A 24,649-nucleotide genomic window follows, 5' to 3' on the forward strand; every position below is an offset into this window, starting at 1 on the left:
CGGGGCAGCACCGATGTACCGGAACAGGCCCGCGTCGTTCTTCAGCGTCACGGCCGTACTGGGCACCCCGGTTCCACCGTCGTCGCCTGCTCCCGAGACCAGCGACGTCGTCTCGACCGGAATGTTCGCCACGGCCCAATGCCAGAACCCCGAGGCGGTCGGTGCGTCGGGATCGTAGACCGTCACCGCGAAGCTCTTGGTGCCCTCGGGAAATCCGGACCAGGACAGCTGCGGGGAGTTGTCGTGTCCACCGGCTCCCATGATTCCGCTGACCTGCTGGGCCTTCAGGGGCTTGCCGTCCTGCACATCCTCGGACGTCAACTCGAAGGACGGTAGGTCCGGAAGCGAGTCGTATGGGTTGTACGCCACGATGGTTCCTTTCGTATCAGCTGTGCATCAAGAAGTGCTCGAGCACCTGTGTGCCGAACTCCAACGACTCCACGGGTACTCGTTCGTCGATGCCGTGAAACAACGCCGCGAAATCGAGTTCGGGCGGAAGCTTGAGCGGAGCGAACCCGAAACAACGAATTCCGATGCGCGCGAACGCCTTTGCGTCGGTACCGCCGGACAACATGTACGGCACGGTGCGCCCGTTGGGGTCGTGCGCGAGGACGGCGTCGTTCATCGCGTCGACGAGATCCCCGTCGAACGTGGTCTCGTACGGTTCGAGCTTGGTGATCCACTCGCGTTCGACATTCGGGCCGATCAGTTCGTCGACCTCCTTCTCGAAGGCCGCCTGGCGGCCGGGCAACACGCGGCAATCCACCACGGCTGTCGCGGTCTGCGGGATCACGTTGGCCTTGTAGCCGGCCGAGAGCATCGTGGGGTTCGCCGTGTCACGCAGGGTCGCGCCGACGATGCGGGCGATGCTGCCGAGTTTGAGCAGCGTGCCGTCGATGTCCGGTGACGTCGGATCGAAGTCGAGTCCGGATTCCTCGGAGACCGCCTGCAAGAACTGCGATACCGACTCGGTGAGCACCAGGGGAAATGTGTGATTGCCCAGTTTCGCCACGGCCTCGGCCAGGTAGGTCACGGCGTTGTCGTCGTGCAGGAACGATCCGTGTCCGGCCCGCGCCTTCGCGGTCAGCCGCATCCACGCCAGACTCTTCTCGGCGGTTTCGACTATGTACAGCCGCTTCTCGGTGCCGTCCGGTCGAGCGACCGTCAGAGAGAACCCGCCGACTTCGCCGACTGCCTCCGTCACGCCCTCGAACAAATCCGGTCGGTTGTCGACCAGCCAGTGCGATCCGTACTTGCCGCCCGCCTCCTCGTCGGCGAGGAACGCGAACAGGATGTCGCGGGGCGGAACCGTGCCGTTCGACTTGAACTGGCGGGCCAGCGCCAGTGCCATCCCGACCATGTCCTTCATGTCCACGGCACCTCGACCCCAGACGTAGCCGTCTTCGACGGCTCCGGAGAACGGGTGCACACTCCAGTCGGCCGGCTCGGCCGGGACGACGTCGAGGTGTCCGTGTACGAGCAGAGCTCCACGGGACGAGTCGGCGCCGCGCAGCCAGGCGAAGACGTTGCCGCGTCCGGGGGCACCGGATTCGACGTACTCGGTCTCGTACCCCACCTCTTCGAGCTTGCTCGCCACCCATTCGGCGCATTCCTTCTCGCCGACCGTGGTGTCGAGTTCGCCGGTGTTCGAGGTGTCGAACCTGATCAGAGAGCTGACCAGCTCCACCACTTCGTCGAGAGCGACGGTGGGAGCGCGTTCTCCTCGGCTTCGGGCATTGCTCACTTCGGGATCGTTCGAATCGTTTGCCACATCGTCGTTCCTACCATCACCGAGGTGTCGGGGCACCACCGAAAACCGCTCGACGCATGAACTGACGTGGGGATTTGGGTTATCGGGAACCCGTCGGATAATCTTACGCAGCGCACAGCGACCAGCTGTGAGAGCAACAAGAGAATATGCGGCAACGGTCGCACATGTCCGAGTGGCGGAATGGCAGACGCGCTAGCTTGAGGTGCTAGTGTCCTATTAACGGACGTGGGGGTTCAAGTCCCCCCTCGGACACCGTCTGAATGTTGTTCACAGACAAAGATTTTCAAAGATCTGAGTTGAGACAGACGAAACTGACCCTGATTCTTCGGAATCGGGGTCTTTTTCGTTGTTCTCACGTCGACGGCTCGACCGGGCCGATGCTAGGAGACTGAAGATGGACTCGATCGACCCCACCGATCTCGACACGTGTCTGCGGGTGCTCGCACAAGCCGCCGAGCTGGACAAGAATCATCCGGATTCCATCGCCGTCCAGCGGGCGTCCGGTGCCATGTTCAAAGATCTCAAGCGTGCTCGACGCGTTGCCGCACGGAACGCCGTCAGCGCAGCCGACCGGGCCGTCGTGGCGGCCACGGCGACCGGATCCCCGGATCGTATCGACGACGAGACCGCAGGTCTGTCCCTCACCTCGCGCGCCGAGGGTGAGATCGCGGGCACCTTGATCAGGGCGCGCCCGTGCTACATCTGCAAGCAGCGCTACACCGATGTCGATTCGTTCTATCACCAGCTGTGCCCCGAGTGCGCGGCTCTCAACCGCGGTAAGCGAAACGCTCGGACCGACCTGTCGGGGCGACGTGCACTGTTGACCGGTGGCCGAGCGAAGATCGGGATGTACATCGCGCTTCGACTGCTGCGCGACGGTGCCCATACGACCATCACCACCCGCTTCCCCAACGATGCGGTGCGGCGATTCGCCGCGATGGACGACAGCGACCAATGGCTCCATCGTCTGCGCGTCGTCGGCATCGACCTACGAGATCCGGCACAGGTTGTCGCTCTTGCGGATTCGGTGGCGGCCGAGGGGCCGCTCGACATTCTGATCAACAACGCTGCGCAGACGGTCAAGCGCTCCCCCGGCTCGTACAGCGCGCTGGCCGACGCCGAAGCGGAACCGTTGCCCGCGGCACTGACCGACGGTGCCGGGCCGGAACGGATCACGTTCGGCAAGACCAGCGACGCCCACCCTGCGTCGTTGGCCAGCTCGTTGCCGGCCACGGCGATCGGCGGTCAGCAGGTCTCGGCGACTCTGAGCGCAGACGACGTTGCGTCTCTGGCGATGGTGGCGGGTTCGGTGACAGCGGAGCGCATCGAGAACGGACTGGCGATCGACGCGGGCGGCCTGGTGCCCGACCTCGCCGAGACCAACAGCTGGATTCACACCGTCGAGCAGGTCGATCCGGTCGAGTTGCTCGAAGTGCAGCTGTGCAATTCCGTGGCACCGTTCATCCTCGTCTCACGCCTGCGCGCGTCGATGGAGGCGTCGCAGGCTCGACGCAAGTACGTGGTCAACGTTTCTGCCATGGAGGGTCAGTTCGGTCGGGCATACAAGGGCCCGGGGCATCCGCACACCAACATGGCCAAGGCGGCACTGAACATGCTGACCCGCACCAGCGCCAAGGAGATGGTGGAGAGCGGCATCCTGATGACCGCCGTCGACACCGGATGGATCACCGACGAGCGCCCGCACCCCACCAAGATGCGGCTGGCCGACGAGGGCTTCCACGCGCCGCTGGATCTGGTCGACGGTGCTGCGCGGGTGTACGACCCCATCGTGCAGGGCGAACTCGGAATCGATCTGTACGGCTCGTTCCTCAAGGATTACCAGCCCTCGCCCTGGTGACGATCGGCCCCGGGGTCGTTCCTCCGGGCGATTCTGCACGTGGATGCCCCGGAGCAACCCCGGGCTGCGATACTCGGAAACGACGCCGTCTCGCGTGAGCGAACGGCACCGAGACACAGCGTTAGGCGGTCACCATGGGCGAGGATGTCGAACGCCGAAAGTTCACCAGACAGGACCGACACCAGTTTCGGCAGAAGGTTCAGGACTGTCTCGACGCGTTGGCCATCATGTTGGCCGACGAGACGTTCCAGGTCGGCGAACCCCAGATCGGCATGGAGATCGAGCTCAACCTCGTAGACGAGGACATGGCACCGTCGATGGCCAATGCCGAAGTACTCGACGCCATCGCCGATCCTGATTATCAGACCGAGCTGGGCCAGTTCAACATCGAGATCAACGTCGATCCTCGACCGCTGCGGGGCTCGTCGATCGCCGAGTTGGAGACGGATCTGCGGCGATCGCTGAATGCTGCCGACGAGCGGGCCCGTGGCTCGGGTAGTCGACTTGCCATGATCGGCATGCTCCCGACTCTGACGAAGGAACACTTCGAGCATCGGTGGCTGTCGGCGAATCCGCGATACGACCTACTGAACCAGCAGATCTTCGCCGCCCGTGGTGAGGACATCGAACTGAAGATCGCGGGCGTGCGTCTGCCCGGGTCTGCGGCCGCCGAGAACCTCGATATCGTGACCGACACGATTCTGCCCGAGGCGGCCTGCACGTCCGTCCAACTGCATCTGCAAGTCGCCCCTGACGAGTTCGCGTCGTATTGGAATGCCGCACAGGCGTTGTCGGGTGTTCAGGTCGCGCTCGCCGCGAACTCGCCGTTCCTCGCCGGGCGTGCACTGTGGCACGAGACCCGCATACCGTTGTTCGAGCAGGCCACCGATACGAGGCCGCAGGAGCTCAAGAACCAGGGAGTTCGCCCGCGAGTGTGGTTCGGGGAGCGATGGATCACCTCGATCTTCGACCTGTTCGAGGAGAACTCGCGCTACTTCCCCGCCCTGCTCCCGGTGAGCAGCGAAGAGGACCCCAAAGCCGCTCTGGCCCGAGGTGACACACCGTCGCTGTCGGAACTGCGGATGCACAACGGAACCGTGTACCGGTGGAACCGGCCGATTTACGATCGGTCCGGCGACGGGCACCACATCCGGCTCGAGAACCGCGTTCTGCCTGCCGGACCGACAGTCGTCGACACCCTCGCCGATGCCGCGTTCTACTACGGCACCGTACGGGCTCTCGCGGATGCCGATCGGCCCCTGTGGTCGCAGATGTCGTTCGATGCCGCCGAGGAGAACGTGCACTCCGCGGCGCGCGGCGGGTTCGATTCGATGCTCTACTGGCCCGAGGTCGGCTGGGTGAGTCCGCAGGAGCTGGTACTGCGCCGATTGCTTCCGATGGCCGAGGCCGGTCTCGCCGCGTACGGCGTCGACTCTGCCGTACGTGACCGCTATCTCGGCATTATCGAAGCGCGGTGCCTGGCCAAGCAGTCGGGTTCGGGGTGGCAGCGAGCCGCCGTCGTCGCGCGCGAACGGGCCGGCGATACTCGGGAGCAGGCTCTCGCGGGGATGTTGGGAGATTACGTGGACAGGATGGACACGGGAGAACCCGTGCACACCTGGACCCACTAGCCGACGCTGCCGGCGGCGTTCGCGTTAGTGTCGTAACCATGACTACGTCCGACTCGGATTTCACCTCAGGCCCCGACCGCACCCACGACATCGTCGTCTACGGCGTCACCGGATTCGTAGGAAAGCTGACGGCGAAGTACCTCGCCGAACACGCGCCTGCCGACACCCGTATCGCGCTGGCAGGCAGGTCCACCGGACGCATCGAGGCAGCGCGAAAGGAACTGGGACCCACCGCCCAGAACTGGCCCGTCATCGAAGCCGACGCCGCCGACACCGCTGCGCTGCGATCCATGGTCGAATCGACCCGAGTCGTCATCACGACGGTCGGCCCGTATGCCAAGTACGGCTTGCCACTGGCGACTGCGTGCGCCGAGGCCGGAACCGACTACGTCGACCTCACCGGCGAGGTGCTCTTCGCTCGCGAGAGCATCGACACCAACCACGAGATCGCACAACGTACCGGTGCCAGGATCGTCCACTCGTGCGGGTTCGACTCGGTTCCGTCCGACATCGGTGTCCACGCTCTGTACGAGGCCGTCACGGCCGACAATGCGGGCGAACTCACCGACACCACGCTCGTGGTCACCTCGATGTCGGGCGGGGTCAGTGGCGGTACCGTCGACTCGCTCCGTGGTCAGATCGAGGCCATGAAGAAGGACAAGCGGGCCAGACGCATCGCGGCCCGTCCGTATTCGCTGAGCCCCGATCGAAGCCTCGAGCCCCAGCTCGGCCGCCAACTCGATACCGTGCTCATCGACGGAAAGAAGATCGATCCGAGCCTGCGCGGGTGGAAGGCTCCGTTCGTGATGGCCTCGTACAACACACGAGTCGTGCGGCGTACCAATGCACTTCGAGACTGGGCCTACGGAAAGCAGTTCCGGTACAGCGAGGTGATGAGCGTCGGCTCGTCCGTCGTCAGCCCGGTGCTCGCCGGTGCACTGTCGGCAGGACTGTTCGTCGGAGTGTCGGCCATGACGGTACTGCCGGGCAAGGTGCTCGATCGCATCCTGCCCAAGCCCGGTAGCGGCCCCAGTGAAAAGGCCCGAGAGAAGGGCCATTTCACGGTCGATCTATACACCCTGACGACGTCCGGGGCGCGATACCGGGCCCGGGTCAAAGCGTCCGGCGACCCCGGCTACAAGGCGACGGCGGTCATGCTCGCCGAGTCCGCACTCGCGCTGGTTCTCGGTGGAGACGCACTGCCGAAAGCCAGCGGAGTTCTCACTCCCGCGACGGCCATGGGCGACGTTCTGGTGGACCGTCTGAATGCGGCCGGTATGGAGATCTGGGCCAAGCGGAACTGATTGCGGTGCAGGGAACGTCGGGCACGACTGGATATCTCGCATCGACACTTCCGGTCGCGGCGCTCGCCGCCGAGTCGGTCGGTGCCCTCGGCACCGCCGTCGCCCAGTTGCAAAGCGCGCTGGGATCGGTGACGACGGATTCCGAGACGGTGACGCCGACAGCGTCCATGGCGCGTATCACCGCGTCGTTCATGGGCGACACCGTGTTGCGGATCGACGGCGAGCCGGTGCAGGGTTTCGCCGATCTGTCCGGCTTCTTCCCGGTGTCCGACGGTTGGGTGAGAACCCACGCCAACTACCCACACCACCGAGAGGCATTGCTCGGTGTGGTGGGCCTCGGTGGCGCCGGCTCGGCGGAGTCGATCGACGTGTTCGGCGATCGACTCCGTGGAATGTCCGGGTTCGAGCTCGAAGAGCTGTGCGCGGCGTCGGGCGCTCTGGCCGTGCGGGTCCGCACGGAAGATCAATGGTCCGCTCACCCCGCTGGTATTGCCGCGAGCTCCGGTCCGGTCGTTGCACGAAGTGCGGCCGATCCGGCTGCCCGAGTGCGCATTCCGTCGTTCCGGCTGCTTTCGTCGCTTTGGCCACACGGTGCCGAATACCCGTTGGCGGGTATCCGGGTGCTCGATCTGACGCGGGTGATTGCCGGTCCTGTCGCTACGCGCGCTCTCGCACTTCTCGGTGCCGACGTGCTCCGTGTCGATTCGCCCCGGCACCCGGAGTTGCCCTGGCAGCATCTGGAGAACGGCCAGGGCAAGCGGTCGGCCCTGCTGGACCTGGACACGGCGGAGGGACTCGATCGGATGCTCGGGCTCCTCGACTCGGCCGACGTGCTCGTCACCGGGTATCGGCCGGGGGCCCTCGATCGTTTCGGCCTCGAACACCGGGCGGACCTCGTCCACGGGCGCATCAGCGCATGGGGCACAGAGGGTCCCTGGTCGCGGCGGCGGGGCTTCGACAGCCTCGTTCAGGCTGCGAGCGGTATCTCTGTTCTGGAAGGCCGTGACGGTCGGCCCGGTCGGCTTCCGGCTCAGGCGCTCGATCATGCGAGCGGTTATCAGCTGGCTGCCGGAATCGTCTCGGAACTGGCGGCGCGCGTAGAAGGGTCGGGCGCTGCGGCACCGGTCGACGTAGCGCTCGCAGCAACGGCGGCGTGGCTGACCGGTCTTCCCGGGCGCGACCCCGAACACGGCCCCGCCGCGCTACCGCCACCCGAGTGCGTGGTCACGCACGGCTCGGTGACGGCAGCGCGACCGGTGTTCGACTGCTACTCCGACTACGCGTACCCGGCTCACGTCTGGGGTAGCGACGAGGCCGGTTGGTTACCGCGCTGACCGGTCTGCGGAGCTACTCCCGGTCAGTGCAGAAGCCTCGGTGTACAGATCCTTGGCCTCCTCGGTCGAATCCACCTGGGGCGGAGAACCATCGAGCGGCTGAGTAGCCGACTCGCGGAGGAAACCGACGGCGATCAGACCGATGACGCCGCTGATGATCAGGTAGTAGGCCGGGATCATGGTGCTGCCGGTGGAACTGACCAGGGCCGAGGTGACCAGCGGTGTGGTGCCGCCGAAGATCGACACCGACAGGTTGAATCCGATCGACAGTGCGGCGTAGCGCACGCGCGTCGGGAACAGTGCAGGCAAGGTGGAGGCGCTGGGTGCGGCGAAGCACGCCAACACCACTCCCAGCAGCAGGCACGCAATCAGAGGCCCGATCCATCCGCTGCGCTGAATCAGCAGAAAGCACGGGATGGCCAGGACTATCTGTCCGATGGCACCGAACACGAACACCGGCTTGCGGCCGATTCGGTCGGTCAGCCGACCGACGGCCACGATGATGGACACGACCACGACCATCGCGGACAGGACCAACAGATCGGCGCTGAGCTGGCTGCGACCGACGACCTCGGTGAAGTACGTGGGCAGGTACGAGGTCACCATGTAGTTGGTGACGTTGTACAGCAACACGATTCCCATGCAGATGAGCAGTGCTTTCCAATGGACCGTGAAGATCTTTCCGATCGAGCTGCGTCCGGTCTCCTGCGCCTTGACCTTGGAGTCGTGCTCGTCGAGTTGCTTGCGGAACGCGGGGGTGTCCTCGAGCTTGAGGCGCAGGTACAAACCGATGATGCCCATCGGTCCGGCAATGAAGAACGGTATGCGCCAGCCCCATTCGATCATGGTGGCGTCGCCCAGTACCGCATTGAGAATCGTCACCAATCCGGACCCCATCGCGTATCCGACGAAAGTGCCGAAGTCGAGCCAACTGCCGAGAAAACCACGTCTTTTGTCGGGTGAGTATTCGGCGATGAAGGTCGTGGCACCGCCGTATTCACCACCGGTCGAGAATCCCTGAACCAGGCGGGCGACGAGCAGCAGGATGGGAGCCCAGATTCCGATCGAGTCGTAGCTGGGAATCAGGCCGACGGCCAACGTACCGATCGACATCATGATCATGGTGGCGGCCAGGACCTTCTGGCGTCCGATGCGGTCGCCGAGAGGGCCGAAGAAGAGTCCACCGAGTGGCCGTACTACGAACGCGGCCGCGAACGTGGCGAAGGTCGACAGCAACTGGACTGCGGGTGACGCGTCCGGGTAGAACACCTTGCCCAGTGTCGCGGCCAGATAGCCGTACACACCGAAGTCGAACCATTCCATCGTGTTGCCCAGTGCCGCTGCAGACACGGCCCGCTTGAGCATGGGCTGGTCCACGACTGTGATGCTCTCTTCCGACATCGCCGGCTTGCGACGCATACGTTTGAAGAATGCGTCACGCCGCAGACGCTGTACGTGGCGCTGGCCCCATTTCGGGATCTGGGGTGACGACTCGGGCGATTCTGGACCTTGCGCAACCGTCATTGCAGCAACGTTAGCGAGCGCAATGACCAGCAGACAAACGCCGAAACGGACATCGGCACGCACGAGCGTATATTCCCCCAGGTAGAGGACGGTCGATCGAATCTTGGCCACTACCTTGACAATTGGCGCATTGATCGCAATACGGACAGGTCACCTCGGCGTGCGTGACGACGGTGGACGGCGGCCTGGCACGATGGACCCATGCCCACCCATGACTACGCCCTGGCCGTGAGCTGGACCGGCAATCTCGGACACGGGACGGCGAATGCAGCCGCATACGACCGCGATCATTTGGTCACGGCACCCGGAAAACCCGATCTCTCGGCCAGTTCCGATCCGAGCTTTCGAGGCAATCCCGAGCGGTGGAATCCAGAGGAGCTACTCGTGGCGTCGCTGTCGAGCTGCCACATGCTGTGGTACCTCGGGTTGGCCGCCGCGTCGCACGTGACCGTCACCGACTACGTCGACTCCCCCACCGGGGTCATGACCGAGCAATCCGACGGCTCGGGGCAGTTCGTCGAGGTGACCCTGGCTCCGGTAGTGACGGTCGCCGAGTCCTCGATGGTGACCCGTGCGGAGGAACTGCACGCCGAGGCCGCAGCCAAGTGCTTCATCGCCCGATCGGTCAACTTCCCGGTCCGCCACAACCCGACGACTCGGGTGAACGCATGACCGTACCGATGATCGTCGACGTCGACACCGGGATCGACGACTCGCTCGCACTGCTCTACCTGTTGGCCACCGACGAGGCCGAGATCCTCGGCATAGCGTCCACCGCCGGTAACGTGCCGGTGAACCAGGTCGCCGCGAACAACCTGGCCTGGCTCGACCTGTGCCGCGCGGCCGATATCGAAGTGTCGCTCGGTGCGCAGGTGCCGTTGGTGGCACCACTGATGACCACCGAGGACACTCACGGACCGCAGGGCATCGGATATGCGGAGCTGCCGGTGTCGAGTCGGGACCTGTCCGCACGCGATGCCACCACGATGTGGATCGAGTTGGTTCGCTCGCGACCGGGTGAGATCACCGGTCTCGTCACCGGTCCGCTGACCAATCTCGCGCTGGCGGTTCGCCGAGACCCCGAGTTGCCTCGGCTGTTGAAGCGATTGGTGTTGATGGGTGGTGCTTTTCAGCATCAGGGCAACACGACGCCGACGAGCGAGTGGAACATCGCGGTGGACCCCGAGGCTGCAGCGGAGGTCTTCGCCGCTTTCTCCGGACTACCCGAGGACCGCCGCCCGATCGTCTGCGCACTCGACATCACCGAGACCATAGAGATGACACCCGAGCACATTCGCCTTCTCGGTGAACGCGCCGGAAGCGTTCCGGCCGAGCTGATCTCGTCGACCGATGCGCCGGGGGCGCGATCGACGGCCTCGAACCCGATCGTGCGTCATTTCTCGGACGCGGTCCGCTTCTACTTCGAATTCCATCGCGATCACGATCAGGGGTTCCTGGCCCACATGCACGATCCGTTCGCCGCAGCAGTGGCGGTGCAACCGGATATCGCCACTTATCGGCACGCGACCGTGGACGTGGAGCTGGTCGGATCCCTCACTCGCGGAACGACGGTGGCGGATTGGCGCGGAATGTGGGGCAGGCCTCCGAACGCAGCAATCGCCACCCACGCCGATCCTCAGGCGTTCTTCGATCAGCTCGTCGAACGCGTCGGCGAGCTGGCGGCGACTCTGTACCCCGCCCAGCAGGGACAGCAGGCGTCAGGAATCGAAGGCGTCGAGTAGCTCCTGAGCGGCCAACGCCGCCGTGAGCGACCCGTCGCGCACGCGAGATTCCACGTCGTCTCGAATTGCCTTCACCGACGGGCTCTGAGCCAACCGACGCAGTAGCTGATCGTTGACCATCGTCCACGTCCAGTCCACCTGCTGCTTGCGACGCTTCTCGGCGAACTCGCCTGCGTCACGGAGCACCTGCTGGTGGCGGAGCACTGTGTTCCAGTACTCGTCGAGGCCGGTGCCTTCGATGGCACTCATCGTCAACACCGGGGGCTTCCAGATCGCATCGTGCGGATAGATCAGCCGCAGCGCACCCGCCAACTCTCGCGCCGCGTTCTTCGCGTCGGTCGCGTGCTTGCCGTCGGCCTTGTTGACGGCCACCAGATCGGCGAGTTCGAGAACGCCCTTCTTGATGCCCTGCAACTGATCCCCGGTACGCGCAAGCGTGAGGAACGTGAAGCAGTCGACCATGTTCGCGACGGTCACCTCGGACTGGCCCACGCCCACGGTCTCGACCAGGATCACGTCGAACCCTGCGGCTTCGAGCAACACGATGGTCTCTCGAGTCGCGCGGGCGACTCCGCCCAACGTTCCCGACGTCGGAGACGGCCTGATGTACGCGTTCTCCTGCACGGCCAAGCGCGACATGCGGGTCTTGTCACCCAGGATGGAACCACCGGTCCGCGTCGACGACGGATCGACGGCCAGCACCGCGACCCGGTGGCCCTGTTCGATCAACCGCATTCCGAGCGCATCGATGAACGTCGACTTCCCGACCCCCGGAACCCCGGTGATGCCCACCCGGTGCGATCCGCCGGCGTCGGGCAGTACCCGGAGGAGCAACTGCTGCGCCAAGTCGCGATGGTCCGCGCGGGTCGACTCGACCAACGTGATCGCCCGCGCGAGGCCGGATCGTTCGTTCGCTCGGACCGACTCGGCCACCGCATCGATGTCGATGACGCGGCCCTTGTTCGGAGAGTTCATATTCAGGCGTTGGCCTCGCGTGGTGCATGCCCGAGCGCAACGGACAGCTTCTCCACCAGGCCGATCGCCGCGTCGGCGATGACGGTGCCCGGAGGGAAGATCGCCGCGGCACCCGCCGCGTAGAGCTCGTCGAAATCGCCCGGGGGGATGACGCCACCGACGACGATCATGATGTCCTCGCGCCCGACGTCGGCCAAGGCCTGTCGCAAGGCAGGCACCAGCGTCAGATGGCCCGCCGCCAGCGACGACACTCCGACGACATGGACGTCGTTATCCGCCGCCTGCCGGGCCACCTCCTCGGGCGTCTGGAACAACGGACCGACGTCGACGTCGAAGCCGATGTCGGCGAACGCCGTGGCAATGACCTTCTGGCCTCGGTCGTGTCCGTCCTGCCCCATCTTGCACACCAGAACACGAGGACGACGGCCCTCGTCCTCGGCGAACTGTTCGACCAACGCGGTGGCACGGGTGATGTTCTCGGATTTGCCTGCCTCGTCGCGGTACACACCACTGATTGTCCGGATTTCGGCCTGGTGGCGCCCGTAGACCTTCTCCAAGGCGTCGGAAATCTCACCGACGGTGGCCATCTTGCGGGCGGCATCGATGGCGAGAGCCAGTAGATTGTTCTCCATGCCCGGCTGATCCGACGCTGCGGCCCGAGTCAGGTTCGCCAATGCCGCCTCGACCTCGGCGGTGTCCCGCTCGGCACGAAGACGCTCGAGCTTCTCGATCTGTTCTTTTCTCACCTTCGAGTTCTCGACCTTGAGTACCTCGATGGTGTCGGGCTCGTCGGGCACGTACTTGTTGACGCCCACCAGCGGTTGGCGCCCGGAGTCGATGCGCGCCTGGGTACGAGCCGCCGCCTCCTCGATGCGCAACTTCGGAATGCCTTCGCCGATGGCCTGCGCCATGCCGCCCGCTTCCTCGACCTCCGCGATGTGTGCGCGAGCCCGATTCGCCAGCTGATGGGTGAGCCACTCGACGTAGTGCGACCCGCCCCACGGATCGATCGGCCGAACGGTGTTGGATTCCTGCGCGATGAGTAGCTGAGTGTTGCGGGCGATACGGGCCGAGAAGTCGGTCGGCAACGCCAGTGCCTCGTCGAGCGCGTTGGTGTGCAGGGACTGCGTATGGCCCTGGGTCGCGGCCATGGCTTCGACACAGGTGCGGGCGACGTTGTTGAACACGTCCTGTGCGGTCAGCGACCAACCCGACGTCTGCGAATGAGTGCGCAGGGAACGGGATTTGGCACTCTTGGGCTCGAATTGTTGGACGAGCTCGGCCCACAGCAGGCGCCCCGCGCGGAGCTTGGCAACCTCCATGAAGAAATTCATTCCGATGGCCCAGAAGAACGACAGTCGCGGTGCGAACGTGTCGATGTCCATGCCCGCATCCAGACCGGCCCGGATGTACTCGACACCGTCCGCAAGGGTGTAGGCGAGTTCGAGATCGGCTGTGGCACCGGCTTCTTGGATGTGGTAGCCGGAGATGGAGATCGAGTTGTACTTCGGCATCTTCTCGCTGGTGTACGCAAAGATATCCGAGATGATGCGCATCGACGGCTTCGGCGGATAGATGTAGGTGTTGCGCACCATGAACTCTTTGAGGATGTCGTTCTGGATGGTGCCGGCGAGTTTCTCCGGCCCGACGCCTTGCTCCTCCGCGGCGGCGACGTACAGCGCCAGAATCGGCAGCACCGCTCCGTTCATGGTCATCGACACCGAGACGCTACCGAGGTCGATGCCGTCGAACAGCTGACGCATGTCGTAAATGGAATCGATTGCCACCCCGGCCATTCCGACGTCACCCTGCACTCGCGGGTGATCGGAGTCGTAGCCCCGGTGCGTGGCCAGATCGAACGCCACGGACAGGCCTTTCTGCCCGGCCGCGAGGTTGCGGCGGTAGAAGGCGTTGGACTCGGCCGCGGTGGAGAATCCGGCGTACTGACGAATGGTCCACGGCTGGTTGACGTACATCGTGGGATACGGCCCGCGGAGGAACGGCGGAGCACCCGGATAGCTGTGCAACGGGTAGCCCTCTGCCTCGGCGGCGTCCCGGTCTGCCTCGGTGTACACCGGCTTGACGTCGATGCCCTCGGGAGTGGACCACACCACCTGCTCGGGGGTGTAGAAGTTCGCCTTGGCACCGTTCTTCACGTGTGTGGCCACGTCCTCCGCGGACGGCGACGACGGCGTCGGCTCGTCGGGATCGACCAGCGGTACGTCGGCGAAACTGCCGATGGTGTGCGAGATTCGGTTCTCGTCGGTACTCACTTCGAGGCTCCCAGCGTGTCGAGAAGTTCGGTCAGCACGGCGACGGCGTCGACCTTGGCGGTCAGGAATCCATCGGGACGGGACGGGCCGTCGACGCCGGCGAAGATCTTTTCCGGGCCGGCGAGCAAGACCCGCGAGACCCCTGCTGCACGCAGAGCATCCACGGCAGTAGCGGCCTCGTCGCCGTAGCGCTTGTCGGTTCCGCACACCACGGCGATCGAGGCTCCCGACGCTTCGACAGCACCGGCGACAGCGTCGACGCCCAGGGGGCCGGGGTTGACCGCTTCGATTCCCCCCGACGCCAACAGATTGGACGCGAAGGTCGTCCGGACGTTGTGCTCGGCGACGGTCCCCAACGGGACCAGTAGCACCTGGGGCCGCGAATCATGTTGGGCCAGATAAGAATCGGATCGATCTCGGAGCGACTCGAATGCCCGGCCGTACCGATACACGGGTGCCGAGCCGGCAGGCTGCGTCTGCTCGGGAGTCAGGGGGGCCTCGGCCAGATTCGGAAACTCGTTGACACCGGTCAGCGGAGTGATGCGATGCGCGATGTCGGAATCGCGCTCTGCACGGGTCTTCTCGATGTCGGCGACCAGCGAACCGTCCGCGGTTGCTGCAGCGAATCCGCCCGACGCTTCGATGGTCTGGAAGAAGTCCCACGCCGTCGCGGCAACCGCAGCCGTGAGTTCCTCGATGTACCACGAGCCCGAACCCGGATCCAGAACCCGACCCAGATGGGCTTCCTCCAGCAGGAGCAACTGAGTGTTTCTCGCGATACGGGCAGCGAACGTCTTGGACACTCCGGCGGCGCCACCGTTCAGTGCCGCGTCGAACGGCAGCACCGTCACCGAATCCGCACCACCCACTCCGGCGCCGAACGACGCAAGAGTGGTACGCAGCATGTTCACCCACGGATCGCGCTGCGACATCATCGCTTCCGACGTCACCGCATGCTGAGGAGCATCACCGGCGTCGGGCGCACCGCACACCTGCGCAATCCGTGCCCACAGAATGCGAGCAGCGCGAAACTTGGCGATGGTCTGGAACTGGTCGTCGGTTGCTGCGAATCGAAACTCGATCTGGCGCAAAGCATCCGAGACGGCCACACCGTTCTCGGTCATCGATCGGACGTACTCGAGCCCGGCCGCGATCGACGCACCCAGTTCCTGCGCATCCGACGCACCGAGATTGTGGAACACGGTGCCGTCGACGGTGATGGCACGCATCGACTCGGCGCGGTCGACGCACGCGCGAGCCAGTTCGAGTGCATCGGCCATCGCTATGGATTCCGTGCCTGCCACTGCAGCAGTGAGAGTGTCCACTCCGAGCCTGACGTCGACGGCGGCGCGATCGTCGATCTCTGCCGCATCGAGAACGTCGAACAGTGCCGTCGCTGCCGCGCGAACATCCCTGCGGGCATCGATCGTCAACGGGGCCAGCTCGAGCAGCACACCACGGAGAGCCTCCGACAGATCCGACGGATCCAACCCACGCGACCCCACCGTCAACCAGAGCGCACTGGTGCCGTTGGCGAGCGAATCGAGGATCTGACCGTTCAGCGCGGGCACACCGTCACGAACGTCGGAACCGTGACGCGTGCACACCTTCCAGCCCGCATTGACGTCCCGATGCGGATCACGCCCCCGCAGGTACGGAAACTGCCCCGGCAACGGACCCTCGGGGCGCTCGTCGAACGCGGTGTACAGCGGAGACACCGTGATTCCGTCGTACGTCGTGGAATCGAGAAGATGTTCGGGATCGGCAGGCAGATCCGCCACATCGACCCGGCGAGACTTCGCCAGGACCCCGGCCACCGCCTGCTGCCAGGCCGCGTGGGCACTGCGTGCGGCATCTTCGTGCGACGCGATGGACACGTGTGCTGCTCCCTCGGTTCGGCGGGCAGTCCTACACCCGACTTGAAGTGATGCTAACCCCACCTACATGCAGGCTATCGTGAGGATCACCTCACGTTCGGTGACCCACGCCGCAGGCTCCGCTCCCGCCCCTTTTCGGTCACTCCGCAGGCTCCGCTCCCGAACTGTTCTGTCATCTCACGCCGGTACTCTTGCCTCTCGTGACTCGGCACCTGCGCGACCTTCGTCTGATCGCGCTACTGGCGGTGATCGTCGTCCTGGCTGTCGTTGCGGTGTTCGCCCCGCATCCGAGCGTCGAGCAGATGCGCCAGTGGGGCACCTCGGTCGGTCCTGCGTTTCCGCTCGTGTTCTTCGCCGTCCATGCACTGGTTACCATTGCACCCATTCCAAGAACCCTGTTCACATTGAGCGCCGGAGTGCTGTTCGGGCCATTCACCGGTCTGGCGGTGACGATCGGCGCCTCTACGGTCAGCGCGGTCCTCGCCCTGCTGTTGGTTCGGGCGATCGGGCGAGAAGCCGTGGCGGCGCGAATGTCGCATTCAGCTCTCGACTCTGTCGACGAGAGCCTGCGCCGACGAGGGTGGCTCGCGGTCGGCTCTCTGCGATTGATCGCCCCGGTGCCTTTCTCTCTGGTGAACTACGCCTGCGGTGTGTCGGCGGTTCGGCTTGTCCCCTTCGCTCTGGCCACTGCCGCCGGCATGCTGCCCGGCACCCTCGGGATCGTGGTGATCGGTGGAGCAATCGGCGGGCAGACCCATCCGGTACTGCTGGTGCTGTCCGGGATCTGCATTGCGATCGGCGTGAGCGGGTTGTTCGTCGACTGGCGGTTGTCGCGGACTCGTGAGGCCGCATCGGCACCGGAGAACAGGCGTCAGGGCGAGAACCTTGATTCGGGACAATCAAGCCTGGAAGCTTGACTTGATCAAATCAACGCTCTAGCCTTGTCGCATGTTCGTGATGACCGTCGACCAGCGTCGCAGCAGACGTGACATCGATCGCGTGCCCGATCTACTGGACCGGTATCGCGATTTCGATCTGATCCGCCCGTTCGAACGCACCGCAGGCGACGAGGTCCAGGCCGTCTGTGAGGACGCAGCAACCGTCGTCGCGATCGCCCTCGACCTGGTGGCGACGCCACATTGGAGCGTGGGAATCGGCGTCGGTTCGGTCGAGCTTCCGTTACCCGACACGACGCGCGCCGGCCGGGGCCAGGCATTCGAGGCTGCCCGAGACGCCGTCACCAGAGCGAAGAATGCGCCTGCTGCGCTCGCCGTCACCGGACCCGAGCCGGAAGCGGCCGAGGACGCCGAAACCGCATCGACCTTGGTTGCCATACTCGTCGCTCGTCGCTCGGACCAGGGCCGAGAGGCGGTTGCGCTCATGGCAGAGGGAATGTCGCAGACCGACGCGGCCGAAAGGCTCGATATCAGCAAACAGGCTATGTCGCAACGACTTTCCGTCGCCGGCTGGCACGTCGAAAATGCCGGCCGCACCCTTGCCGCGAGGTTGTTGAACGCGGCTGACGCGACAGGAAGTCACACGTCATGATCGTCGTCGCCCTCGTTCTTCTGGCTCTGACGGCAGGTGTCGCCCTCGTCCCGGCCGGCGACCGCATCAGGCTGTGGGTCCCCACTGTGGCTGCCTCGACTCTGCTCACCGCATCCGCTGTGCTTGCCACGCTCGCCGGGCCGGCACACGGCGTCGGTCATGCAGTCGGAGTCGTCCTGAGCGTTGCCGTGGCCGCCGTCGGCGGCACTGCCGTGGTGCCGAGCGTCTTTCGCGTCGCCAGACGACAGAACGACTCGACCGACGACGAGCCGGTCGAGCCGCTGCGTGGAGGGTTGACGATAGGAATTCTCGAACGTGTAGCGGTTGCGGTATCCATTCTCACCGGCTGGCCCGAGGGAATCGCCATCGTACTGGCGGTCAAAGGACTTGCGCGCTACCCCGAACTGCGCGAATCCCACGCCTCCGAACAGTTCATCATCGGCACCTTCGCCAGCGTTCTGTGGGCACTGGCGGCAGCGGGCGTGGGATTCGCGATCAATTCGTGATCAGCGCGCTTCCGGTTCTGCCTCGGGAGATGCCGACAGGGCACCGATATCCATACCCTTGGACAGCTCCGGAGATGCGGCCAACGACGTGTCCACCGGCTTACGGGCCACCGCCTCGGCGGCCTTGACGGCTTCGGCGACAGCCGGATCGGTCTTGGTCTCGAACCACTCCGCAACCTCGTCCGAGTCGTCCTCGGGTTTCGGCTCGTTGCCCGCGGACTCGTTGGGCTCGTATCGGAACACCCCGTCCTCGCCTGGGGCTCCGAGGGTCTTGGCGAACCCTTTGAGAGCGTCGCCGAAATCGCTCGGGATCATCCACACCTTGTTCGCGTCGCCCTGCGCCATCTGAGGCAACGTCTGCATGTACTGGTAGGCCAACAGTTCTGGAGTGGGCTTACCCGCCTTGATGGCACCGAAGACCTTCTCGATGGCCTTCGCCTGCCCCTGCGCCTCGAGGTACTTCGCGGCGCGATCACCCTGAGCCCGCAGAATTCTGGACTGCCGCTCACCCTCGGCAGTGAGGATGGCCGCCTGCTTACCGCCTTCGGCAGCGAGGATTCGACTCTGCTTGTCGCCCTCGGCTGTCTTGATCGCCGATTCACGGTGCCCCTCGGCCGTGAGAATGGTCGCGCGCTTCTCGCGGTCGGCCTTCATCTGCTTCTCCATCGATTCCTGAATCGAGGGTGGCGGGTCGATGCTCTTGAGCTCGACGCGGGCGACTCGAAGACCCCACCGACCGGTGGCCTCGTCCAGCACCACTCGGAGCTGACCGTTGATCGAATCACGGGACGTCAGAGTCTCTTCCAACGTCATTCCGCCGACGACGTTACGCAGCGTGGTCGTGGTCAACTGCTCGACACCGACGATGTAGTTGTTGATCTCGTACACGGCCGACTGTGGATTGGTCACCTGAAAATAGACGACGGTGTCGATCGACACCGTCAGGTTGTCCTTGGTGATGACCGGCTGCGGCGGGAACGAGACGACCCGTTCTCGCAGATCGACTTTCGCACGGATGCGATCGACGAACGGGACGAGGAACGTGAGCTGACCGGACACGGTACGCGTGTACCGACCGAGTCTTTCGATCACTGCTGCCTCGGCTTGCGGGACGATCGAGATGGACTTGGCCATCAACACGGCGACGAACGCAACGATGACGGCCAGTGCTATGAGTGCTTCCACTGGCTTTACGGTCCCTTCCATACGACGGCGGTGGCACCGTCGATTTCCATCACGGTCACGGTGGTACCGGGGGCGTAGACCTCTGTCTCGTCCAACGGACGCGCGGTCCACACCTCGCCACCGAGTTTGATCTGGCCTTCGTGCGCAGTGACCTGTTCGAGCACGACTGCACTCTTACCGGTGAGAGCCGCAACCCCCATCGGGGTGTCCGGCGGATGTGCGAAGCGCCGCAACAAGATCGGACGCAGACCCAGAACCAACGCCAACGACAACACGCCGAAAACGATTGCGTCGGCCCATACCGGGAAGTCGGTCAACGCCGACACCCCGGCGGTACCGAGCGCACCGCCGGCGATCATCAGTAGGAAGAAGTCCCCCGTCAGTGCTTCGGCACCGGCAAGCACAACCGCCGCTATGAGCCACAAGATCGCTGCCACAAGCTCCATCCTGGCACGAATCGGACATCCGCCGACGGATCAGCTGGTCGTAACAGCTACTCGGTGACGAAATCGACCAACTGTTCGACGGCACCGATCAGTGGAGCCTCCAGATCTCGGAAGCTCGACACCGACGAGTACACCCGCCGCCATCCTTCTTGCGGAGTTCCCCAGCCCAGCTCTCGACAGATTCCGGTCTTCCAGTCCTGACCGCGCGGAATCTTCGGCCACGCCGCAATGCCGACCGCCGACGGCTTGACGGCCTCCCACACGTCGATGAACGGATGGCCGGTGACGAGAACGTGTTCGCCCAACGATCTGGTCATCTTCGATTCCTTGGACCCGGTCACCAGGTGGTCGACCAGGACCCCGACGCGACGGCCCGGGCCGGGGCCGAAATCGGCCAACCGCTCCCCCAGATTGTCCAGGCCCTCGAGATGTTCGACGACCACGCCCTCCACTCGAAGGTCGTGTCCCCACACGCTTTCCACCAGGGCCGCGTCGTGCACACCCTCGACCCAGATACGGCTGGCACGAGCCGTCCGGGCTCGCAGGCCCTCGACCTTGGTGGATCCGGACGCCGATCTGGTCGGTTTGGCCGCGGTCGCGGGCTTCGGGCGGACCAGCGTCACCCGGCGGCCGTCGATCAGAAATGCGGCCTCGCGCAGGGCGAACAGTCGCGTCGTTCGGGCGCCGTCCTCGAGTCGGACGAAATCTCCGTCGTATGTGCGCTCGAAGCCGACCACAGCACCGCAATAACCCGAACCTGCGTCCTCGACCACCATGCCGCGCTCGGCCGGCACCTCCGGTGCCGGAACCTTCCGCATGCGACTGTGCCCTTTGAGAATGTCTCCGCCGTACATGTCGTTCACGGCGACCAACGCTAGCGATACCGGCGTCCCGAGCACGGTTCGCCACGCCGACCTATGCTCGTGAGTCGTGTGTTCTCCGAGTGCAAGTCTTGCCCTGTGGGCCGGTTCCTGGCTGGCCGGTGCCGGTTCGCCGGACGACGTCATCGACGCGATGTCCGAGTGGGCACCGATGCATCTGGTCGGTGCCGGTGACAACGAAGCAGCAACGACGTACGGGCTGCGCTTTCCGGGCTACGCAGAGGGCATCGCCGGGGCGCTCGCCGCGGTCCGAACCGCCGCGAACGCAGGACCCTCACCCGCAGCCGGGGAGGAACGGATACGTCTGGTGCTGCCCGCAGCGGGTGCGGTGGCCGAACTGCCGGCCCGGACAGAATTCTCTCGTGCAGCGATCGGTGCCGAGCAGGCGGTGATGATCGGTACCCCGGGCTCCGCCGGAATCGGGGTGGTACCCGTCGTCGAGGGCCCCGACGTGCTGCGCTGGACCGTGTATTCGATCGACGTTCCCTCTCACGCCCACCGAGATCGAGGTCTCGGTGAGGCCGAGTACGAGATGCGCGAGGCCGTGCGCGGCGCGGCGGATGCACTCGCACAGATGCAATCGCTCCCCACCCGCACTCTCGAGGCCGACCCGCGCACTCGCATCGCCGAGCTGATCGCCGACGCTGCACGGCACCGCTATCCCCCCGAGATGTCCGAACGCGCCTTCCGAGTGCTCGAATCGGCCGATCGGGTCGCGGCCATCCTCACCGTCGCCGCCGGATCGGCTCCCTCGGAGGCACCGACTGCCGCCGCAGCGGCCGCCCGAGAAGAACTCGTCCGGCCGCTGTGGGCCGCCGTGCGCACGGCCCGGACCATCGCCGTGGCGACGAGCATCGGTGCCTCGATGCAGTCGGCCCGATGACCGACAGGACCGACACGTAGCGGTCCTGTCGGGGCTGGGCCGCGAGACAGGCAAGAGGCCACCCGTCAGGCAGGAGCCGCCAGTCAGGCAGGTGCCGTCGCAGGCCGCGATGGACGCGTCGGCTGCTCGCAACATCCGACGGCACATCGATTGCCGTCGAGGGTGGATCCGTAGCCGGGAACGCTGCCGAGTCCTCGGCACGTCCCGCCGACGCGATACTCGTCCACCAGCTCCCTGATCATCTTCGGGAATCGAGCATCGGAACCGGGCGTACCCACGCGGGCGAAAGCCATCCCGAGTTCACGGGCCTTCTCCTCGGCTTCGGTGTCGAGATCCCACACCACTTCGAGGTGGTCGGACACGAAACCGATCGGGCACACGATCACCGCGTCGACGGACTTCTCGGACAGTGCTTCGAGATGATCGCAGATGTCGGGGTCGAGCCACGGAACCTGCGGTGGTCCGGAACGAGACTGCCACACCAGATCGTATTCGGTGCTGCCGGATGCGGCCGCGACCAGACGCGACGCCTCCGCAACCTGCCGGCTGTACAGGTGGCCACCATCCGCGGGTGGGCCTGCATTGGCGTCGGCTGCCGACGGAATGGAATGCGCGGTGAACACCAGCCGCGCTCCTGCCCGATGCTCCTCTGGCAGCGACCTGCGCGCGGCATCGACGGCCTCGGCGAACGCCTCGACCATCAACGGGTGGTCGTAGTACTGACGGATCTTGAGCAAATGCGGGGCGTCGTCCCCCACGGACGCACGGGCCCTGGCGATGTCCTCGTGGTACTGCCTGCACCCGGAATACCCGCCCCACGCGGAAGTCGGAAAGACGAGCGCGGAGCGGACGCCGTCCGCCTTCATCGTCGCAACGGTGTCCTCGACCATCGGATGCCAATTGCGATTGCCGAAGTAGATCGGCAATTCGATTCCGGCCGAATCGAACTCGGCCTGCAGTGCGGCGATGATGTCGCGATTGAGTTCGTTGATCGGTGACACGCCACCGAAGTGCATGTAGTGCTCGACGACGGCGTCGAGACGCTCGGGCGGCACACCACGTCCGCGAGTGACGTTCTCGAGAAACGGGCGAACGTCGGCGGGCTTTTCCGGTCCGCCGAACGAGAGCACCAACAGTGCGTCGAAATCTCCAGGGGTGGTCATGAATCCATTGTGCCCCTGTCGCAGCAGGGCTGCGGCAGGGGCACAATCGGTCGACGAAACCTACGGTGAGCGAGCCCACGTCGGACTCCGCTCACCGACGTGTCACATGTTTTCGGGCAGGTACGTGTTGTGGCTCGCTCCGCCGTCGACGTACACGATCGACCCGGTGGTTCCGGGCAGCCAATCCGACAGCAACGCGACGATCGACTTGGCGACGACGGTCGGATCGTTGACGTCCCATCCGATGGGAGCGGCACCGTCCCAGTACACGTTCAGCTGGTCCATCTTGGCCGCATCGCCGGTCGCGGTGCCCGCAATCGCCTTGGCGGCAAGAGTCCTGATCGGTCCTGCTGCAACGAGATTGGAGCGGATACGCTTGGCTGCGCCCACTTCCCGTGCCACGTAACGATTCACCGACTCGAGAGCAGCCTTGGCTACGCCCATCCAGTTGTAGTAGGGCATCGACGTCCGCGGATCGAAGTCCATTCCGACGATCGAGCCACCCTCGTTCATGACCGGCAGCACGGCACGCGCGAGAGATGCGTAGCTCCACGCCGAGATCTCGAATGCCCTCGCCGCGTCGGGGCCGGGGCCGTCGAGGAACGGCTTGGCATCCGGGCCCATCAGGGTGCGAGGTGCGAATGCGATGGAGTGCAGAACTCCGTCGATACCCTCCGGCGCTACTTCACGAATTCGGTCCGCCAGCGCGGCGAGGTGCTCCTCGTTGGTGGCGTCGAGCTCGATCGCCGGGGGCACCTCCTTGGGCAGCCGCTGCGCGATGCGGTCGATGAGCCGCAGCCGATCGAACCCGGTGATGATCACCTTGGCACCCTGCTCCTGCGCCATGGCCGCGGCGTGGAACGCGATCGACGCGTCGGTGATGATGCCGGTGATGAGAATGGTCTTGCCTTCGAGCAATCCGCCCATAATGCTACGTCCTTAATTCGGAGGTGAGTATCTATCGAAATCGTTGTGCGAGAGGGTTTCTCAGTGCCCCATGCCCATGCCGCCGTCGACGGGAATGACAGCACCGGACACGTACGACGAGTCCGGTCCCGCAAGGAAACTCACGACTGCTGCAACGTCCTCGGGCTGACCGAGACGCTGAAGTGGAATGTATTCCTTCGCCTTGCCGCGCAAGTCGTCCGACAACTCTGCGGTCATGTCGGTTTCGATGAATCCCGGTGAGACGACGTTCGCCGTGATGGACCGCGAACCCAACTCCCTCGTGATCGACCGGGCCATGCCGATGACTCCGGCCTTCGACGCCGCGTAATTGATCTGCCCCGGCCCGCCGGCCATCGCGACAACGGAACTGAGGAAGATCATCCGACCCCAGCGCGCGCGCAGCATGGCCCGGTTGGCGCGTTTGGCGACTCGGAAGGCTCCGGTCAGGTTCGCATCGATGACCCGCTGGAACTGCTCCTCGGTCATACGCATCAGCAGGGTGTCGTCGGTGATGCCCGCGTTGGCGACGAGTACCTCGACAGGTCCGTGCTTCTCCTCGACCTCCTTGAAGGCCGCGTCGACCGAATCGGAGTCGGTGACGTCGCAGACGACCCCGAGCAATCCGTCGGGAGCCCCGGATCCGCGGTGGGTGACGGCCACCTTGTGTCCGTCGTCACTGAGCCGTTGGGCGATGGCCAGACCGATACCCCGGTTACCTCCGGTGACGAGTACCGATCGCGCGATGAAGTCAGGTGTGGACATGCCTAGCAACCTATCTGTTCGTCCTGGAATGACAAAGC

The 24,649-nt window shown here is 64.9% G+C and carries 22 protein-coding genes and 1 tRNA gene; 11 read left to right on the plus strand and 12 right to left on the minus strand.

The annotated features are described in order from the left end of the window. Positions 1 to 369, minus strand: a 369-nt coding sequence (locus VF34_RS16540; RefSeq protein ID WP_045841759.1) for a YbhB/YbcL family Raf kinase inhibitor-like protein, incomplete at its 3' end; no start/stop codon positions are given. Positions 370 to 385: 16 nt separating this feature from the next. Continuing rightward, positions 386 to 1,744, minus strand: coding sequence for a M20/M25/M40 family metallo-hydrolase (locus VF34_RS16545; RefSeq protein WP_080733170.1), 1,359 nt, complete (start codon positions 1,742 to 1,744; stop codon positions 386 to 388). Between the two features lie 193 nt (positions 1,745 to 1,937). Here VF34_RS16545 and VF34_RS16550 point away from each other — a divergent pair. The 5 genes from VF34_RS16550 (at position 1,938) to VF34_RS16570 (ending at position 7,898) form a co-directional block, all read left to right on the plus strand. Continuing rightward, positions 1,938 to 2,023: transfer RNA gene (locus VF34_RS16550), tRNA-Leu, on the plus strand. 142 nt (positions 2,024 to 2,165) lie between these two features. Continuing rightward, complete coding sequence (locus VF34_RS16555; RefSeq protein WP_032372440.1) at positions 2,166 to 3,629, plus strand: SDR family NAD(P)-dependent oxidoreductase; 1,464 nt, start codon at positions 2,166 to 2,168, stop codon at positions 3,627 to 3,629. Between the two features lie 134 nt (positions 3,630 to 3,763). Next, positions 3,764 to 5,260 carry a glutamate-cysteine ligase family protein gene (locus VF34_RS16560; RefSeq protein WP_032372441.1) on the plus strand — a complete coding sequence of 499 codons (1,497 nt, stop codon included), beginning with the start codon at positions 3,764 to 3,766 and terminating at the stop codon, positions 5,258 to 5,260. Positions 5,261 to 5,298: 38 nt separating this feature from the next. Beyond that, positions 5,299 to 6,564 carry a saccharopine dehydrogenase family protein gene (locus tag VF34_RS16565; RefSeq protein ID WP_032372442.1) on the plus strand — a complete coding sequence of 422 codons (1,266 nt, stop codon included), beginning with the start codon at positions 5,299 to 5,301 and terminating at the stop codon, positions 6,562 to 6,564. Positions 6,565 to 6,569: 5 nt separating this feature from the next. Continuing rightward, positions 6,570 to 7,898 carry a CoA transferase gene (locus VF34_RS16570; RefSeq protein ID WP_052718682.1) on the plus strand — a complete coding sequence of 443 codons (1,329 nt, stop codon included), beginning with the start codon at positions 6,570 to 6,572 and terminating at the stop codon, positions 7,896 to 7,898. Here the strand turns inward: VF34_RS16570 and proP are convergent. Continuing rightward, complete coding sequence (gene proP, locus VF34_RS16575) at positions 7,887 to 9,317, minus strand: glycine betaine/L-proline transporter ProP (RefSeq protein ID WP_370878783.1); 1,431 nt, start codon at positions 9,315 to 9,317, stop codon at positions 7,887 to 7,889. The genes VF34_RS16570 and proP overlap by 12 nt on opposite strands. A gap of 306 nt (positions 9,318 to 9,623) precedes the next feature. Between proP and VF34_RS16580 the strand changes: the two genes are divergently transcribed. Both VF34_RS16580 and VF34_RS16585 read left to right on the plus strand, forming a co-directional pair. Further along, on the plus strand, positions 9,624 to 10,094 hold the full coding sequence (locus VF34_RS16580) for an OsmC family protein (protein ID WP_032372444.1): 471 nt from the start codon (positions 9,624 to 9,626) through the stop codon (positions 10,092 to 10,094). After that, positions 10,091 to 11,164 carry a nucleoside hydrolase gene (locus tag VF34_RS16585; protein ID WP_032372445.1) on the plus strand — a complete coding sequence of 358 codons (1,074 nt, stop codon included), beginning with the start codon at positions 10,091 to 10,093 and terminating at the stop codon, positions 11,162 to 11,164. The genes VF34_RS16580 and VF34_RS16585 overlap by 4 nt, the downstream gene beginning before the upstream one ends. Here VF34_RS16585 and meaB read toward each other — a convergent pair. Genes meaB through mutA form a run of 3 tightly spaced genes read right to left on the minus strand, consistent with a single transcriptional unit; the run spans position 11,141 to position 16,289 of the window. Then, on the minus strand, positions 11,141 to 12,139 hold the full coding sequence (gene meaB / locus VF34_RS16590) for a methylmalonyl Co-A mutase-associated GTPase MeaB (protein ID WP_027497048.1): 999 nt from the start codon (positions 12,137 to 12,139) through the stop codon (positions 11,141 to 11,143). The two genes, VF34_RS16585 and meaB, sit on opposite strands and share 24 nt — an antisense overlap. A 2-nt stretch (positions 12,140 to 12,141) precedes the next feature. Beyond that, positions 12,142 to 14,412 carry a methylmalonyl-CoA mutase gene (scpA, locus tag VF34_RS16595; protein ID WP_032372446.1) on the minus strand — a complete coding sequence of 757 codons (2,271 nt, stop codon included), beginning with the start codon at positions 14,410 to 14,412 and terminating at the stop codon, positions 12,142 to 12,144. Continuing rightward, on the minus strand, positions 14,409 to 16,289 hold the full coding sequence (mutA, locus tag VF34_RS16600; RefSeq protein WP_032372447.1) for a methylmalonyl-CoA mutase small subunit: 1,881 nt from the start codon (positions 16,287 to 16,289) through the stop codon (positions 14,409 to 14,411). Before mutA ends, scpA begins: the two co-directional genes overlap by 4 nt. A 200-nt stretch (positions 16,290 to 16,489) precedes the next feature. On the opposite strand from mutA, the gene VF34_RS16605 reads away from it, so the two are divergent. From VF34_RS16605 to VF34_RS16615, 3 genes are read left to right on the plus strand one after another with little or no spacing between them, the layout of a single operon-like run. After that, positions 16,490 to 17,206, plus strand: coding sequence for a TVP38/TMEM64 family protein (locus VF34_RS16605; protein ID WP_027497045.1), 717 nt, complete (start codon positions 16,490 to 16,492; stop codon positions 17,204 to 17,206). A 31-nt stretch (positions 17,207 to 17,237) separates the two neighbouring features. After that, positions 17,238 to 17,837 carry a hypothetical protein gene (locus tag VF34_RS16610; RefSeq protein ID WP_032372448.1) on the plus strand — a complete coding sequence of 200 codons (600 nt, stop codon included), beginning with the start codon at positions 17,238 to 17,240 and terminating at the stop codon, positions 17,835 to 17,837. Then, the gene (locus tag VF34_RS16615) at positions 17,834 to 18,343 is read left to right on the plus strand and encodes a hypothetical protein (protein WP_032372449.1); all 510 of its coding nucleotides are present in this window, start codon (positions 17,834 to 17,836) and stop codon (positions 18,341 to 18,343) included. Before VF34_RS16610 ends, VF34_RS16615 begins: the two co-directional genes overlap by 4 nt. On the opposite strand, the gene VF34_RS16620 is transcribed toward VF34_RS16615, so the two are convergent. From VF34_RS16620 to VF34_RS16630, 3 genes are read right to left on the minus strand one after another with little or no spacing between them, the layout of a single operon-like run. Then, positions 18,344 to 19,528, minus strand: coding sequence for an SPFH domain-containing protein (locus tag VF34_RS16620; protein ID WP_027497042.1), 1,185 nt, complete (start codon positions 19,526 to 19,528; stop codon positions 18,344 to 18,346). Positions 19,529 to 19,533: 5 nt separating this feature from the next. After that, positions 19,534 to 19,965 (minus strand): NfeD family protein, encoded by a 432-nt coding sequence (locus VF34_RS16625; RefSeq protein ID WP_027497041.1) that lies wholly within the window; start codon positions 19,963 to 19,965, stop codon positions 19,534 to 19,536. A gap of 56 nt (positions 19,966 to 20,021) precedes the next feature. Next, positions 20,022 to 20,828, minus strand: coding sequence for a DUF3097 domain-containing protein (locus VF34_RS16630; protein ID WP_032365846.1), 807 nt, complete (start codon positions 20,826 to 20,828; stop codon positions 20,022 to 20,024). A 76-nt stretch (positions 20,829 to 20,904) separates the two neighbouring features. Between VF34_RS16630 and VF34_RS16635 the strand changes: the two genes are divergently transcribed. Then, on the plus strand, positions 20,905 to 21,738 hold the full coding sequence (locus VF34_RS16635; protein ID WP_027497039.1) for a hypothetical protein: 834 nt from the start codon (positions 20,905 to 20,907) through the stop codon (positions 21,736 to 21,738). An 83-nt stretch (positions 21,739 to 21,821) separates the two neighbouring features. On the opposite strand, the gene VF34_RS16640 is transcribed toward VF34_RS16635, so the two are convergent. The 3 genes from VF34_RS16640 to fabG1 all read right to left on the minus strand — a co-directional run bounded on the left by VF34_RS16640 (position 21,822) and on the right by fabG1 (position 24,611). After that, positions 21,822 to 22,901 (minus strand): ferrochelatase, encoded by a 1,080-nt coding sequence (locus tag VF34_RS16640; protein ID WP_032372450.1) that lies wholly within the window; start codon positions 22,899 to 22,901, stop codon positions 21,822 to 21,824. Positions 22,902 to 23,003: 102 nt separating this feature from the next. Further along, positions 23,004 to 23,828, minus strand: a complete 825-nt coding sequence (inhA, locus tag VF34_RS16645) for an NADH-dependent enoyl-ACP reductase InhA (protein WP_027497037.1) — start codon at positions 23,826 to 23,828, stop codon at positions 23,004 to 23,006. Between the two features lie 60 nt (positions 23,829 to 23,888). Continuing rightward, entirely contained in the window at positions 23,889 to 24,611 is a 723-nt protein-coding gene (gene fabG1, locus VF34_RS16650) for a 3-oxoacyl-ACP reductase FabG1 (RefSeq protein WP_032372451.1), read from the minus strand. Positions 24,612 to 24,649: the final 38 nt, after the last annotated feature.

The sequence above is a fragment of the Rhodococcus sp. PML026 genome, from assembly GCF_000963615.1.
Taxonomy (GTDB): Bacteria; Actinomycetota; Actinomycetes; order Mycobacteriales; family Mycobacteriaceae; genus Rhodococcoides; species Rhodococcoides fascians.

Coding starts and splice junctions, on each gene's coding strand:
- meaB (WP_027497048.1), bottom strand. CDS start 12,139: ATGAACTCTCCGAACAAGGGCCGCGTCATCGACATCGATGCGGTGGCC.
- VF34_RS16630 (WP_032365846.1), bottom strand. CDS start 20,828: ATGTACGGCGGAGACATTCTCAAAGGGCACAGTCGCATGCGGAAGGTT.
- VF34_RS16610 (WP_032372448.1), top strand. CDS start 17,238: ATGTTCGTGATGACCGTCGACCAGCGTCGCAGCAGACGTGACATCGAT.
- VF34_RS16560 (WP_032372441.1), top strand. CDS start 3,764: ATGGGCGAGGATGTCGAACGCCGAAAGTTCACCAGACAGGACCGACAC.
- proP (WP_370878783.1), bottom strand. CDS start 9,317: ATGCGTCGCAAGCCGGCGATGTCGGAAGAGAGCATCACAGTCGTGGAC.
- VF34_RS16565 (WP_032372442.1), top strand. CDS start 5,299: ATGACTACGTCCGACTCGGATTTCACCTCAGGCCCCGACCGCACCCAC.
- VF34_RS16615 (WP_032372449.1), top strand. CDS start 17,834: ATGATCGTCGTCGCCCTCGTTCTTCTGGCTCTGACGGCAGGTGTCGCC.
- fabG1 (WP_032372451.1), bottom strand. CDS start 24,611: ATGTCCACACCTGACTTCATCGCGCGATCGGTACTCGTCACCGGAGGT.
- VF34_RS16580 (WP_032372444.1), top strand. CDS start 9,624: ATGCCCACCCATGACTACGCCCTGGCCGTGAGCTGGACCGGCAATCTC.
- inhA (WP_027497037.1), bottom strand. CDS start 23,828: ATGGGCGGATTGCTCGAAGGCAAGACCATTCTCATCACCGGCATCATC.
- VF34_RS16640 (WP_032372450.1), bottom strand. CDS start 22,901: ATGACCACCCCTGGAGATTTCGACGCACTGTTGGTGCTCTCGTTCGGC.
- VF34_RS16585 (WP_032372445.1), top strand. CDS start 10,091: ATGACCGTACCGATGATCGTCGACGTCGACACCGGGATCGACGACTCG.
- VF34_RS16555 (WP_032372440.1), top strand. CDS start 2,166: ATGGACTCGATCGACCCCACCGATCTCGACACGTGTCTGCGGGTGCTC.